The organism is Micromonospora luteifusca, from assembly GCF_016907275.1.
GTDB classification, from domain to species: Bacteria; Actinomycetota; Actinomycetes; order Mycobacteriales; family Micromonosporaceae; genus Micromonospora; species Micromonospora luteifusca.
The window spans coordinates 4,623,171-4,637,472 of sequence record NZ_JAFBBP010000001.1; the positions used below are offsets into that span (position 1 = coordinate 4,623,171).

At 69.5% G+C, this 14,302-nt stretch carries 12 protein-coding genes; 10 read left to right on the top strand and 2 right to left on the bottom strand.

All coding sequences use genetic code 11. The features are described 5' to 3' along the window. The first annotated feature begins 8 nt into the window (after positions 1–8). The 8 genes from JOD64_RS21145 to ispG all read left to right on the top strand — a co-directional run bounded on the left by JOD64_RS21145 (position 9) and on the right by ispG (position 9,736). Complete coding sequence (locus tag JOD64_RS21145; RefSeq protein ID WP_307813536.1) at positions 9–3,671, top strand: CARDB domain-containing protein; 3,663 nt, start codon at positions 9–11, stop codon at positions 3,669–3,671. 477 nt (positions 3,672–4,148) lie between these two features. Continuing rightward, a complete protein-coding gene (locus JOD64_RS21150) occupies positions 4,149–5,030 on the top strand; it encodes a helix-turn-helix domain-containing protein (RefSeq protein WP_204943794.1) in 882 nt (293 codons plus the stop codon). Continuing rightward, complete coding sequence (locus JOD64_RS21155) at positions 5,020–5,217, top strand: DUF397 domain-containing protein (RefSeq protein ID WP_204943795.1); 198 nt, start codon at positions 5,020–5,022, stop codon at positions 5,215–5,217. Before JOD64_RS21150 ends, JOD64_RS21155 begins: the two co-directional genes overlap by 11 nt. Before the next feature lie 179 nt (positions 5,218–5,396). Then, the gene (locus JOD64_RS21160) at positions 5,397–5,585 is read left to right on the top strand and encodes a hypothetical protein (protein ID WP_204943796.1); all 189 of its coding nucleotides are present in this window, start codon (positions 5,397–5,399) and stop codon (positions 5,583–5,585) included. 36 nt (positions 5,586–5,621) lie between these two features. Continuing rightward, complete coding sequence (locus JOD64_RS21165; protein WP_204943797.1) at positions 5,622–6,050, top strand: Uma2 family endonuclease; 429 nt, start codon at positions 5,622–5,624, stop codon at positions 6,048–6,050. Between the two features lie 43 nt (positions 6,051–6,093). Then, on the top strand, positions 6,094–7,305 hold the full coding sequence (dxr, locus tag JOD64_RS21170) for a 1-deoxy-D-xylulose-5-phosphate reductoisomerase (RefSeq protein WP_204943798.1): 1,212 nt from the start codon (positions 6,094–6,096) through the stop codon (positions 7,303–7,305). Then, positions 7,305–8,555, top strand: coding sequence for a M50 family metallopeptidase (locus tag JOD64_RS21175; RefSeq protein WP_204943799.1), 1,251 nt, complete (start codon positions 7,305–7,307; stop codon positions 8,553–8,555). Before dxr ends, JOD64_RS21175 begins: the two co-directional genes overlap by 1 nt. 8 nt (positions 8,556–8,563) lie before the next feature. Next, positions 8,564–9,736 carry a flavodoxin-dependent (E)-4-hydroxy-3-methylbut-2-enyl-diphosphate synthase gene (gene ispG / locus JOD64_RS21180; protein WP_110562372.1) on the top strand — a complete coding sequence of 391 codons (1,173 nt, stop codon included), beginning with the start codon at positions 8,564–8,566 and terminating at the stop codon, positions 9,734–9,736. A gap of 141 nt (positions 9,737–9,877) precedes the next feature. Here the strand turns inward: ispG and JOD64_RS21185 are convergent, their stop codons facing one another. Further along, the gene (locus JOD64_RS21185) at positions 9,878–10,465 is read right to left on the bottom strand and encodes a PadR family transcriptional regulator (protein WP_204943800.1); all 588 of its coding nucleotides are present in this window, start codon (positions 10,463–10,465) and stop codon (positions 9,878–9,880) included. A 112-nt stretch (positions 10,466–10,577) separates the two neighbouring features. On the opposite strand from JOD64_RS21185, the gene JOD64_RS21190 reads away from it, so the two are divergent. Next, positions 10,578–11,801: an MFS transporter gene (locus JOD64_RS21190; protein ID WP_204943801.1), complete on the top strand. Its 1,224-nt coding sequence runs from the start codon at positions 10,578–10,580 to the stop codon at positions 11,799–11,801. Between the two features lie 57 nt (positions 11,802–11,858). Next, complete coding sequence (locus JOD64_RS21195) at positions 11,859–12,698, top strand: GNAT family N-acetyltransferase (protein ID WP_204943802.1); 840 nt, start codon at positions 11,859–11,861, stop codon at positions 12,696–12,698. Positions 12,699–12,882: 184 nt separating this feature from the next. Here the strand turns inward: JOD64_RS21195 and JOD64_RS21200 are convergent, their stop codons facing one another. Next, positions 12,883–13,470, bottom strand: a complete 588-nt coding sequence (locus tag JOD64_RS21200) for a hypothetical protein (protein ID WP_204943803.1) — start codon at positions 13,468–13,470, stop codon at positions 12,883–12,885. Positions 13,471–14,302: the final 832 nt, after the last annotated feature.

Sequence of the window (14,302 nt, forward strand, 5' to 3'; positions counted from 1 at the left end):
TCAGGACGGTGGCAGCGACAGTCGCGGCCACGCTGATCGCCAGCGCAGGGCTCACCGCCCTCACCAACCCGGCCAGCGCCGCCCGCCCCGCCGACGCGGCAGCCGCGCCGAGCAGCGGCTTCGCCCCGGCGGCCACGAACCTCGCCCTGGGTCGTCCCACCCAGGAGAGCGGCCACGCCGACGTCTACGACTCGTCGAAGGTTGTCGACGGTAACGCGGGCAGCTACTGGGAGAGCGTCAACAATTCGTTCCCCGAGTGGGTGCAGGTCGATCTTGGCTCATCGCAGAACGTCAACCAGGTTGTGCTGAAGCTGCCGACCTCGGGTTGGGGGACCCGTACGCAGACGTTGAGCGTGCAGGGCAGCGCCAGCGGTTCGTCGTTCACCGACCTCGTCGGTTCGCAGACCTACACCTTCAACCCGGCGAGCGGCAGCACCGTCACGATCAACTTCAGTCAGACCGCAACCCGCTACGTGCGGATCAACGTCACCGCCAACAGCGGCTGGCCAGCTGGCCAGTTCTCCGAGTTGGAGGTGTACGGCAGCGGCGGCGCCACCCCCGACACCACCGCGCCGAGCGTGCCGGGGACGCTGTCGCAGAGCACGTCGGGCAGCACGATCACGCTCACCTGGGGTGCCTCCACCGACTCCGGCGGCAGCGGTCTCGCCGGCTACAACGTCTACCGTGGCGGCAACCTGATCGCGACGTTGGGCACCACCCTCACGTACCAGGACACCCAGCCGGCGACGGCCACCGTGTCGTACTACGTCCGCGCCCGCGACGGTGCCGGCAACCTGTCCGGCAACAGCAACACCGTCACCCGGACCGGCGGCAATCCGCCCGCCTGCACCAACGTGGCACAGGGCAAGAGCATGACGGCGAGCGGCTCCACCTTCACCTTCACCCCGGACAAGGCGAACGACGGGCAGCTCGGCACGTACTGGGAAGGTGCGGCGAGCTACCCGCAGAACCTGACCGTGGCGCTCGGCGCCAACCACTCCATCTCCGGCGTGACCGTCAAACTCAACCCGGACCCGGCTTGGGGCACCCGCACCCAGACCATCCAGGTTCTCGGCCGTGACCAGGCCTCAGCCACGTACACCAACCTGGTGTCGGCGGCGAGTTACCAGTTCGTCCAGGGCGCCAACGTGGTGGGCATCCCGGTCAGCGCGACCACGGCGGACGTGCAACTGCGGTTCACCGGCAACACCGGTGCCCCGTCCGGCCAGGTGGCCGAGCTTGAGGTGTGTGGCACGCCGGCACCCAACCCGGACCTGGTCGTCAGCTCGGTGACCTGCTCGCCCACGTCGCCCAGCGAGGTCTCCCCGGTCACCCTCTCGGCCGTGGTGCAGAACATCGGTTCGGCGTCCGCCGGTGCGACCACGGTCAACTTCAGCCTGGCCGGCGCGGTCGTCGGCAGCGCCACGGTGGGCGCGCTCAGCGCGGGCGCCTCCACCACCGTGTCGTTCAACGCCGGTACGCGACCGATGGGCAGCTACGCCGTCTCGGCGGTGGTCGACCCGACGAACACGATCGTCGAGCAGAACAACGGCAACAACAGCTTCACGGCAGCGTCGCCGCTGGTGGTGGCGCAGGCGCCGGGCCCGGACCTGCAGGTGCTCAGCATCGCCTCCAACCCGCCGAACCCGGCCGTCGGGGCGTCCGTCACGTTCACCGTGGCGGTCCGCAACCGGGGCACCACCGCGACCGGTGCGACCACGGTCACCCGGTTGGTGGTGGGCGGCACCACGCTCAACACCAACACCGCCTCGGTCGCGGCCGGCGCGACGGTCACCGTGGCCGTCACCGGCAGCTGGACCGCCACCAGCGGCGGCGCCACCATCACCGCCACCGCCGACGCCACCAACGCGGTCACCGAGACCAACGAGACCAACAACGCGTTCAGCCAGTCGATCGTGGTCGGGCGCGGGGCCGCGGTCCCGTACGTCTCCTACGAGGCCGAGGCCGGCCGTTACCAGGGCACGCTGCTGGAGACCGACCCGCTGCGCACCTTTGGCCACATCAACTTCGCCAGCGAGTCCTCGGGCCGCAAGTCGGTACGGCTCAACAGCACCGGCCAGTTCGTCGAGTTCACCTCGGCCAACCAGGCCAACTCCATCGTGGTGCGCAACTCCATCCCGGACGCGCCGGGTGGCGGCGGCATCGAGGCGACCATCAGCCTCTACGTCAACGACGTCTTCTCCCGGAAGCTGACCCTGTCGTCGCGGCACAGCTGGCTCTACGGCAACACCGACGGGCCGGAGGCGTTGACCAACACCCCGCAGGCCGACGCTCGACGACTGTTCGACGAGTCGAACGCGCTGCTGGCGCAGTCGTACCCGGCGGGCACCCGGTTCAAGTTGCAGCGCGACACCGGCGACTCGGCCTCGTTCTACGTCATCGACATGATCGACCTGGAGCAGGTGGCACCGGCGGCGAGCCAGCCGGCCGGCTGCACCTCGATCACCTCGTACGGTGCGGTCCCGAATGACGGCCTCGACGACACCGCAGCCATCCAGCGGGCGGTGACCGACGACCAGAACGGCGTCATCGGCTGCGTCTGGATCCCCGCCGGGCAGTGGCGGCAGGAGCAGAAGATCCTGACCGACGACCCGCTGAACCGGGGTACGCACAACCAGGTCGGCATCAGCAACGTCACCATCCGGGGCGCCGGCATGTGGCACTCGCAGCTCTACACGCTGACCGAGCCGCAGAACGTGGTGGGCGGCATCAACCACCCGCACGAGGGCAACTTCGGCTTCGACATCGACAAGAACACCCAGATCTCCGACATCGCCATCTTCGGCTCCGGCCGGATCCGGGGCGGGGACGGCAACGGCGAGGGCGGCGTCGGTCTGAACGGTCGCTTCGGCACCGGCACGAAGATCAGCAATGTCTGGATCGAGCACGCCAACGTGGGCGTCTGGGTGGGTCGCGACTACGACAACATCCCCGACCTGTGGGGGCCGGCCGACGGGCTGGAGTTCACCGGCATGCGGATCCGCGACACGTACGCCGACGGCATCAACTTCAGCAACGGCACGCGCAACTCGCGGGTGTTCAACTCGTCCTTCCGCACCACCGGTGACGACGCGCTCGCCGTCTGGGCCAACCCGTACGTGAAGGACCGCAACGTCGACATCGCCCACGACAACCACTTCGTCAACAACACCATCCAGCTGCCCTGGCGGGCGAACGGCATCGCCATCTACGGCGGCTACGACAACTCGATCGAGAACAACCTGATCTACGACACCGCGAACTACCCCGGCATCATGCTGGCGACCGACCACGACCCGCTGCCCTTCTCCGGCACGACCCTGATCGCCAACAACGGGCTCTACCGCACCGGCGGCGCGTTCTGGAACGAGGACCAGGAATTCGGTGCCATCACCCTCTTCCCCGCCACCAGGGACATCGTCGGGGTCACCATCCGGGACACCGACATCATCGACTCGACCTACGACGGCATCCAGTTCAAGAACGGCGGCGGCAACATGCCGAACGTCGCGATCACCAACGTGCGGATCGACAAGTCCAACAACGGTGCCGGCATCCTCGCGATGAGCGGCGCGCGCGGCAACGCCAACCTCACCAACGTGACCATCACCAACTCGGCCGACGGCAACATCGTCATCCAGCCGGGCTCGCAGTTCGTCATCACTCCCTGATCAACACGGTTTGAGCGAAATCGGGGTGTCCGGATGCTGCGGACACCCCGACTTCCGTGCTGCGCACTGCGGCGCAGGGTCCGTCGTGGGCGTCGGGCCGCGACGCCCCAGCGGTGCAGCCGGCACGGGTGTGCTGCCTCGTCCTTGCGACAACGCTCACCGTCGGGCTGCTCGGGGACGTGCACGGTGACCGCCCTCAGCGCGAACACGACGTCCTCCGTGGTCACGTAGGGCGGCAGCGGTAGATCATCGACAGGGCCCATGGTCCTCCCGTCCGGGCGGCGACCTCTCGATGAGCGGCATACCTCATAGGTATAAATATGACTCTGAGGTATATCGCTTACGACAGTGTCCGCCCACGAGTTGTTTTCCGGATGTGCTCGATGGTCGTTTCACTGCTGGCCCAACGCAATCTTTCGCGGCAGAATGCGGACCAAGGGACGAGGGCCCTTACGCAGCGGCAGCCAGGGAGATGGCGTGGACGACTCCGGCAGCACAGTTCCACGGAGGCAGCTCGGCAGATATCTGAGAGAGCTTCGTGAAAATGCCTACGTGACGGTTACCGCGGCGGCCAAGGAATTGGAATGGTCGGCACCCCGAATCTGGCGGTACGAGACCGGCCAGGTCCCCATGCACCCGAACGACGTGGAGGCCATGTGCCGGGTCTACGGCGCGTCCCCGGAGACGATCGAGACGATGCGGGCGTTGGCCCGGGAAACCAAGGCGCACGGCTGGTGGCACAGCTACGGCGAAGCGATCAAGGACTGGTTCAAGCTGTACGTCGGCCTGGAGGCCGCCGCCACCAGGATCCGCCACTACGAAGCGAACCTTGTCCCCGGGCTGTTGCAGACGGTCGAGTACATGGCCGAGGTGATCGCCACCGACCACCCGCAGATGGGTGAGCAGCAGCGTCAGGCGAAGGTCGACGTGCGGCTGCGCCGCCAACGCCTCTTGGCGAGGGCGGTGCCCCGCGCTCCGCGCCTCGACGTCATCCTGAGCGAGGCGGTGGTGCGCCGCCCACTGCGCGATCGTGCGGCGATGACCCGGCAACTGGAGTCGCTGGTGGTGTCGTCCCGGCAGCACAACGTCAGCATCCGGGTGTTGCCGCTCGATGCGGGGCTGGTGCGCTGGGCCCAGGCCGGCACCTTCACCATGCTCGACTTCCCGTCCGAGGTGCGCGAGCCGGAGCCGACGACGATCTACATGGACGGTCCGTGCGGCGCGGTCTACCTTGACAAGACCCACGAGATCGCGATCTTCGAAGACGCGTGGCGCTCCCTCGGCGATCGCGCGCTGAGCTTCGACGAGTCCTGTGAGCTGATCGAGGCGATAGCGAAGGAGATGACCGATGGTGCGTGACGGAGTCTGGCGCAAGTCGACGCGGTCCGGCGGCGAGGGTAACTGCGTCGAGGTGGCGGGGTTCGCCGACGCGATCGGGGTGCGCGACAGCAAGGACCGGCACGGGCCAACGCTGACCTTCACCCCCTCGGCCTGGGATGGCTTCGTCGCAGCGACTCGGTCGGGGCGTTTGGGCCGCCGGCCCTGAGGCCGGTGGAGACGGGCTCCGGTGCTGCACTTCTTGCCTTGCCGGAGCCCATCCCAGGGCATGGCATCAGGCCATCGGTGGGCCGAGTTGCTGGGCGACTACCTGCCGTCCCGCTCGGCGAACGGATCGCCGCACTTCTGGTGCGTCGGTCCAGGGACGGGCCCAGGCAGTGTCACGACGTGCCACCGAAGTCGTTCGACGTGTTGAGCCACCGCAGCGAGGCGTGGACGGCGAGCGCCGCGCTTGACCTTCTGCCCGAGAACAGCGGTCCACGGGTGGAGGTGCTGCGCGGGTGCGTCGTCGTTACGCCGGTTTCCAGCCTTGACCGCCGGACGGCTCAGAGGGAACTCCGCTACCTGCTGAAGTAGGCGGCGCGCAAGGCGAGGCTGTGGCTCTATCACGAGGTGAACGTGGTATCGGCCGACGACCTGTTCATTCCGGACATCGCCGTGCTGCGCGTTCCCGGTGGTGGGCGGACGGCGATGGACATCGGCCACGCGGTGCTGCTAGGGGAGATCGTCTCGTCGGGTAACCGGCGCAAGGGCGTGATCGACCGGCCCCGCGAGTATGCAGCCGTCGGGGTGCCGTTCTTCCTGCGTGTGGACCTGCGCAACCGGGCGCCGACCATTGCCCTGTTCGAGTTGGTCAGTGGGGAGTATCGGCTGCTGGCCGCGGCAGCGGCCGGAAGCGACTTCGCCATGCGGGAGCCCTTCGAGTTCGCCATCGACCCGGCCGAACTGCTCGACGAGGAGGGGCCGCCGGACATGACCAGCGCCAGTTCGGCCGCCGTCTCGGCGGCGGCGGAAGAGCCCCAGGTTGGTGAGGAGGGCTGAGGCTCCCAGCGGGCGTACAGCGGGGGTGGGGAAGAATGGGCTGGTGACTTCCCCCCGCGACCTCGTCCTGCTCGGGTCCACCGGTTCGATCGGCACGCAGGCCATCGACATCGTCCGGCGCAATCCGGACCGGTTTCGGGTGGTCGCGGTGGGTGCGGGCGGCGGCAACGTCGAGCTGCTCGCCGCGCAGGCCCTCGAACTGGGCGTCGAGGCGGTCGGGGTGGCCAAGGCGTCCGCCGCACAGGACCTGCAACTTGCGTTCTACGCCGAGGCGAGCCGGCGCGGCTGGGCCACCGGCGACTTCAAGCTTCCGAAGATCGTGGCCGGGCCGGACGCGATGACCGAGCTGGCCCAGTGGCCGTGCGACATCGTGCTCAACGGGGTGGTCGGCTCGCTGGGCCTCGCTCCTACGCTGGCCGCGCTGCGCAGTGGTCGTACTCTCGCCCTGGCCAACAAGGAGTCGCTCGTGGCCGGCGGCCCGCTGGTCAAGGCCGCGGTGACGCGGCCGGGGCAGATCGTCCCGGTCGACTCGGAGCACACCGCGTTGGCGCAGTGCCTGCGCTCCGGCTCGCGCCCCGAGGTGCGTCGGTTGATCGTCACCGCCAGCGGCGGCCCGTTCCGGGGCCGGACCCGTGACGAGTTGACGCAGGTCACGCCCGAGCAGGCCCTCGCCCACCCGACCTGGAACATGGGGAAGGTCATCACGATCAACTCGGCCACCATGGTCAACAAGGCGCTTGAGGTGATCGAGGCGCACGAGTTGTTCGACGTGCCCTACGCCGACATCACCGTGATGGTGCACCCGACCTCGGTGATCCACTCCATGGTCGAGTTCGTCGACGGGTCGACGATCGCCCAGGCCAGCCCGCCGGACATGCGGCTGCCCATCGCGGTCGCGCTGGGCTGGCCGGACCGGGTGCCGCAAGCCGCCGCCGGGGTCGACTGGACGGCCACGCACACCTGGGAGTTCGCACCGCTCGACGACGAGGCGTTCCCGGCGGTCGCGCTGGCCAAGGCCGCCGGGGAGGCCGGACGCTGCCGCCCGGCGATCTACAACGCGGCGAACGAGGAGTGCGTGGAGGCGTTCGTGGCGGGCCGACTGCCGTTCCTCGGCATCGTCGACACCCTCGAACGCGTGTTGGAGGAGGCTCCGGACTTCGACGAACCAGGTACCGTCGAGGACGTCCTCACGGCCGAGTCGTGGGCACGCGCGCACGCCCAGGAGATCATCGCGAGTCCGGTGGAAGGAAATTGATGGCAAACCTGCTCGGGGTGGCGATCTTCGCCCTGGCCATCCTCATCTCGGTGAGCCTGCACGAGGCGGGGCACATGGTCACCGCCAAGGCGTTCGGGATGAAGGTCACAAAATTCTTCGTCGGCTTCGGCCCCACCGTCTGGTCCTTCAAGCGGGGCGAGACGGAGTACGGCGTCAAGGGGATCCCGCTCGGCGGCTTCTGCAAGATCGTCGGGATGACCGCGCAGGACGACGACGTCGACCCGGCCGACGAGCCGCGGGCGATGTGGCGCTTCCCGGTGTGGAAGCGCACGATCGTCATGTCCGCGGGCTCGATCACCCACTTCGCGTTGGCACTGGTCGCCATCTGGCTGGCGGCCGTCTCCCTCGGCCTGCCCAACCCCAAGTTCCCCACCAACGACGCGGAGGTCCGGCAGGAGCCGGCGGTCATCTCGATCTCCGACTGTGTCGTGCCGGACAGCACGCCCCGCGACTGCGCGCCGGGTGACGCGGCAAGTCCTGCGGCCCAGGCCCAGTTGCGAGACGGCGACCGGATCACCTCGATCAACGGCAAGCCGATCAACAACTACGGTGAGATGCTCACCAGCCTGCGGGCCCTGAAGCCGGGCGACACCGCGCAGGTCGGGTACGTCCGCGACGGCCAGCCCGGCCAGACCAGCACGGTGCTGGCGCAGACCCAGCGCCCCCCGATCGACAACCCGAAGGGCGCCGTCGGCCCGGTCGCCGCGCTCGGCGTCGCGCTCACCATCACCACCCCGACCCGCGTGACGTACGGACCGGTCGCCGCTTTCGGCGCCACCGGCGACTTCACCCGCGAGCTGGCCGTCGGCACCGTCCAGGCGTTGCAGCGACTGCCGCAGAAGGTCCCCGCCCTGTGGACCGCCATCACCGGCGGCGAGCGTGACGTGGATACCCCGATCAGCGTCGTCGGCGCCAGCCGCCTCGGCGGCGAGGCGTTCGCCAACAAGGCGTGGCTGCTGTTCGTGACGCTGTTCATCTCGCTGAACTTCTTCATCGGCGTGTTCAACCTGCTGCCGCTGCTCCCACTGGACGGCGGCCACATCGCCATCGCCTGGTTCGAACGGGCACGCTCCTGGCTGTACGCACGGATCGGCCGCGCCGACCCCGGCCGGGTCGACTACCTCAAACTGATGCCCTTCACGTACGTGGTGATCCTGATCGGTGGCGTGTTCACGCTGCTGACCATCACCGCGGACGTCGTCAACCCGATCACGCTCTTCCCAAGGTGAGTGCTGAAGTGACCGCTGTCCGTCTCGGTATCCCCGCCATGCCGCCCCCGCCGCTCGCTCCCCGCCGGGCCAGCCGCCAGATCATGGTCGGTTCGGTGCCGGTGGGTGGTGGTGCGCCGGTGTCCGTGCAGTCGATGACCACGACCCTCACCTCCGACATCAACGCCACGCTCCAGCAGATCGCCGAGCTGACCGCGTCCGGCTGCCAGATCGTCCGGGTTGCCGTGCCGTCGCAGGACGACGTCGAGGCGCTGCCCGCGATCGCCAAGAAGTCGCAGATCCCGGTGATCGCCGACATCCACTTCCAGCCCAAGTACGTCTTCGCCGCCATCGACGCCGGCTGCGCGGCCGTCCGGGTCAACCCGGGCAACATCCGTCAGTTCGACGACAAGGTCAAGGAGATCGCGGCAGCGGCCTCCGCCGCCGGTACGCCGATCCGGATCGGCGTCAACGCCGGCTCCCTGGACAAGCGGCTGCTGGCCAAGTACGGCAAGGCCACCGCCGAGGCCCTCGTCGAGTCGGCGCTGTGGGAGTGCTCGCTGTTCGAGGAGCACGGCTTCCGCGACATCAAGATCTCGGTCAAGCACAACGACCCGGTCGTGATGATCCGGGCGTACCGGCAGCTCGCCGAGCAGTGCGACTACCCGCTGCACCTGGGCGTCACCGAGGCCGGCCCGGCCTTCCAGGGCACCATCAAGTCGGCGGTCGCCTTCGGTGCGCTGCTGGCCGAGGGGATCGGCGACACGATCCGGGTGTCGCTGTCCGCCCCGCCGGTCGAGGAGATCAAGGTCGGCAACCAGATCCTGGAGTCCCTCGGTCTGCGCGAGCGCGGTCTGGAGATCGTCTCGTGCCCGTCCTGCGGGCGGGCCCAGGTGGACGTCTACAAGCTCGCCGAAGAGGTCACCGCCGGTCTCGAAGGGCTGCCGGTGCCGCTGCGGGTCGCCGTCATGGGCTGCGTGGTAAACGGTCCGGGTGAGGCCCGCGAAGCCGACCTCGGTGTCGCCTCCGGCAACGGCAAGGGTCAGATCTTCGTCAAGGGGCAGGTCGTCAAGACGGTGCCCGAGGCGCAGATCGTGGAGACGCTGATCGAGGAGGCGCTGCGGATCGCCGACGAGATGGGCGCCGAGCTCCCCGAGGAACTGCGCGGGCTGGTCACCGGCCCGACCGTCACCGTGCACTGATTTCATCCGTCTACCGAAAGCGGCCGTTCCCCGGTAGGGAACGGCCGCTTTCGTTGTGTCCCCGGCCCGCCGGTACACGGCGGTCTGGTGCTGGTGCTGGTGCTGGTGCCGCGGGCTGCGGTGCTGTGGCGCGGCTTCGCATCACTCGGATTCGGCGAGGATCGCGTACAGCTTGCGGCGGGTCTCGTCGAGCACCTGGGCGGCCCGCTCACGCTGGTCGTCGGTGCCGTTCATCATCACCTGGCGCAGGGCGTTCATCGCCTGCGCGCCGGAGTCGCGGATGTCGTGCCAGCTGCTCACCGTGCCCTGGGCGACGTCCGCCCACGGCGGGGTCTGCGCGGCCTCGGTGGCCTCCGCCTGACCGGCCTCGGTGACCGTGAACCGCTTGCGCCCGCCGCCGGACTCCTCCGTGCTGGCGACGATCACGCCCTCGTCCTCCAGTAGCTGGAGGGTGGGGTAGATCGAGCCCGGGCTCGGCCGCCACGCACCGCCGGTGCGGGAGTCGATCTCCTGGATCATCTCGTAGCCGTGCATCGGCCGCTCGGTGAGCAGGGCCAGCACGGCGCCTCGGACGTTGGGGCGTCGACCTCGGCCCCGTCCACGCCCCCGGCCGCCCCAGGGGCCGCCGTGTCCGTGCTCGTGGCCGTGCGGGCCGGGCGGGATGGGCGGGAAGCCGAATCCACGCATCCGGGCCTCGTGCATCGGGTGGCGCTCTCGGTGGAACCTCATCGGGTTCTTCCTTTCTCCGTACTGTCGCTGATGCATCAACGATATATCGGCAATGCATCGCCGACAACCCTGACCTTCCAAACCGTACGTACGTCTTGCTAGGGTGTCGATCATGCGCCTGCTTCCCCCGCCGGGTCCGGCCCGGGTCCTCACCCTCGGCACCCTGGTCAAGACCGTCGGCCGGGGCCTCTGGCTCGTCGCGAGCGCCCTCTTCCTCACCCGATCGGTCGGCCTGTCGGCGACCCAGGTGGGCATCGGGCTGACCATCTCGGCGCTGGTCGGTGTCCTGGCCAGCACACCGAGCGGCTACCTGGCCGATCGCGTCGGCCCACGCGGCGTCCAGGTCGGGGCGCTGTTCGCCGCGGGCATGATGACCATCGGTCTGATCGCCGTCCGGTCGTTCCCCACGTTCGTGCTGGTGGGTGCCGTCACCGCGCTCGCCGATGCGATCGAGCGCGGCGCCCGGGGCGCGCTCATCGCCGGAGCGATCCCGGCCGACCAGCGGGTACGCACCCGCGCCTACCTGCGGGCCACCACCAACGTCGGAATCTCCGTCGGTGCTGTCCTCGGCGGCTTCGCCATCGCCGCCGACTCCCGAACCGGGTACGTCGCGCTGATCCTCACCGCGGCGGCGGCGTCACTGACCGCAGCGGCGATCTTCCTCCGACTGCCCACCATCGCCCCGGTCGCCGCCCCCACGCACGGCCCCCGGCTGATCGCCCTGCGGGACCGCCCGTTCCTCGCCTTCACCCTGGTCGACGGGCTGATGTCGATGCACTTCAGCCTGCTCACCATCGCCCTGCCGCTGTGGATCGCCGGTCACACCCGGGCACCCGTCTGGATGATCTCCGCGTTGACCCTGGTCAACACCGTGCTGGTGGTGCTCCTACAGGTCCGCGCCACGCGTACCGCCGCCACCCTGCTCGGAGCCGCCCGCGCCGCCCGTCGAGCGGGAGTGGCCATCGCCCTGGCCTGCGTACTCTTCGCTGCCAGTGGCGCACTACCAACCGCCGGCGCTGTGGGCCTGCTCGGTATCGGGTCGCTCGCCCACGTGATCGGGGAGCTGTGGCACTCTGCTGCTGGCTGGGGGATCTCCTTCGGGCTGGCGCCAGCGGACGCCCAGGGGCAGTACCAGGGGGCGTACGGCATGGGCTACGAACTGGGCAAGATGCTCGCGCCGGTCGTGGTGACCACCCTCGCGCTCGGTTGGGGCGTACCGGGCTGGCTGGTGCTCGGTGCCCTGTTCCTCCTGCTCGGGGCACTGGTGCCCCCGGTTGTCCGCTGGGCCGGGCGGACCCGGCCGGTCAGCGAGCCCGCAGAACCGGTGACCGTCTGACGGCGGCATCGTCACTCGACCGGCGGAGCGGGGGGTCGATCTGGCAGGCTGGTAGTCGTGCTGACGGTGCCGGTACGGCAACTCGGGGAATCGGAGCGCCGCGCGGTCGAGCGACTACTCGACCACGACCCGTTCGCGGGCGCGCAGGTCGCCGAGCGGATCGCCGCGCGCGGACTCTCCTGGTGGCGGGCCGAGGGCAGGGTCCTGGGGTACGGCACCCGGCGCAACCTGGAATCACTCTGCTGGCTCGGCGGCAACCTGACCCCGGTGCTGGCGACCGACGCTGCGGTGGCCGCCTTCGCCGACCTGCTCGCGGGCGAGGAGCGGCTCTGCTCGTCCATCGTCGGCCGGGCGGACGCCGTCCTCGGGCTGTGGGACCGGCTCTCCGACACTTGGGGGCCAGCCCGAGACGTCCGTCCCAACCAGCCACTGCTGGCCGCCGACGCCCTGCCATCCGTACCTGCCGACCCGGAGGTACGCCGGGTCCGCCCCGGCGAGGTCGATCGGCTCTTCCCCGCAGCGGTGGCCATGTACACCGAAGAAGTCGGCGTCTCCCCGTTGGCCGAGGACGCCGGGCGCAGCTACCGCCGACGGGTCAACGACCTGGTCCGGTCCGGCCGGGCGTACGCCCGCTTCGTCGACGGCAAGGTCGTGTTCAAGGCCGAGCTGGCCGTGGTCACCAAACGGACGGCACAGGTCCAGGGCGTCTGGGTGGCACCGGAATGGCGGGGCCGAGGGATCGCCACCGCCGCCATGGCAGCCGTGGTCCGCGACGCGCTGCTGCGAGTAGCCCCCACCGTCAGCCTGTACGTCAACGACTTCAACCTCCCGGCCCGCCGCGTCTACGAGCGCTGCGGCTTCCAACCGATCGGCACTCTCGCCACGGTCCTGTTCTGACCGTTGGTTGTCGGTTCTGGGTCGTTGGTCGTTGGTCGTTGGTCGCTGGTCGCTGGTCGGTTGCCTTGCGCGGGCGGGTCGGGCGGCGCTGGCGCGGTTGCCGGGTGTGGGTATGCCGATGGCCGGCACCCCGGGTTGGGGGTGCCGGCCATCGGTCGGGTTTGCCGTTCGGGTGGTGCGGTGGTCAGCTGTTCCAGTGCTGGCCGACGAGGTCGGCGGCCTGCTGCTCCCACTGGGCGTAGGCGTCCGGGTACGCGGAGACCTGGACGGTCTGCGCGGCCTGGGTCAGGGGCATGTCCTGCCACCCGTCGATCTGCCGCAGGCCCTTGAGGAACGCGGTGGTGGAGTAGGCGGGGTCGGTGATCTGTTCCGGGGTGCCCCAACCCGAGCTGGGGCGCTGCTGGAACAGGCCCAGCGAGTCGTGGTCGTTCATGTCGCCGAGGTGGCCCAGGTTCTCCAGCTTCGACTCCTGCAGGCTGGTGGCGATGGAGATGACCGCGGCGCGCTCCGGGAGACCGGCCTTCTTCGTGGCGGCGATGATCGCCTTGGCGTTGGCGGTCTGCTCGTCGTTGAGGGTGATGCGGGACTGGTCGCCCTGGGTGCCGTGCGGGATCAGCTTGGCGGTGTCGGGCTTGTCGGCCTGCACGGCCACGGCGACGGGCTTGGCATCCACAGCCGGGTTGGCGTGGGCGGCGATCGGACCGGCGAACACACCACCGGCGAACGCGAGACCGGCAACAGACAGGACGCTCTTACGCATGATCGTGTTCATGGGGGTAGCTCCTTCGGGGGTAGGAACACCCGCACACCGATAAGGGGAAGGTGTGCCGGGTGTGAGCACCTCGTCCGGCGCTGCAACAAACGCGGGGAAAGTCTTCAAGGGGGTCGGCGCCTAGCGATGGCGCCGTGATCGGCGGCCTACAAGCGGGGGGCTTGCGGCGCCGGGTCCGGGTGTAACGACCCGGGGTCCGGTGTCATTCCCGGCGGGTGGGCCACGAACGGAGGGGTCTCGTGGCGCTGGGCCGGCGGCTTGCAAGCGAGGGCTTGTGGCGCCGGGTCCATGTGTAACGAGCCGGGGGCCGGGGTCATTCCCGGGGTGGGCCACGAGCGGGAGGCTTGCGGCGGGTCCAGGTGTAACGGCCCGGGGTCCGGGGTCATTCCCGGCGGGTGGGCCACGAACGGAGGGGTCTCGTGGCGCCGGGTCTGTGTGTAACGACCGGGGGTCCGGGGTCATTCCGGGGGCGGCCCGTCCATCGGCACCTCGTCGAGGCGGTGGCCGGGCGGTCGTTCGTGGGGACTGTAACGACCGGGCGGGGGCCGGCATTCCAACCCCGCGGCCAGCACCCCAAACCACGGGGCCAGCCGGTGGTGCTGCGATCGTCAGGGTATGTAACGACCCCGACCCGGCCATGATTCCGGGCCACGGGTGCGCCCGGCCACAGGCCAGAGAGCCCCAGACCGGACAAAGCGCCCACGATCCCATCCGGCTTGGCGTCAGACCGCCCGTTGCGGGGCTGATCGACTCGACATCGCCGATGTGGGGGTATCCGGGCGGCGGGATACCGCCATGTCGGGGATATGGAGTTGATCACGAAAACACCGGA

Excerpts from the sequence above, each read along its gene's own strand:
- JOD64_RS21155 (WP_204943795.1), top strand. The coding sequence starts at position 5,020 with ATGGTGCGTGACGGAGTCTGGCGCAAGTCGACGCGGTCCGGCGGCGAG.
- JOD64_RS21175 (WP_204943799.1), top strand. The coding sequence starts at position 7,305 with ATGGCAAACCTGCTCGGGGTGGCGATCTTCGCCCTGGCCATCCTCATC.
- JOD64_RS21185 (WP_204943800.1), bottom strand. The coding sequence starts at position 10,465 with ATGAGGTTCCACCGAGAGCGCCACCCGATGCACGAGGCCCGGATGCGT.
- JOD64_RS21190 (WP_204943801.1), top strand. The coding sequence starts at position 10,578 with ATGCGCCTGCTTCCCCCGCCGGGTCCGGCCCGGGTCCTCACCCTCGGC.
- JOD64_RS21200 (WP_204943803.1), bottom strand. The coding sequence starts at position 13,470 with ATGAACACGATCATGCGTAAGAGCGTCCTGTCTGTTGCCGGTCTCGCG.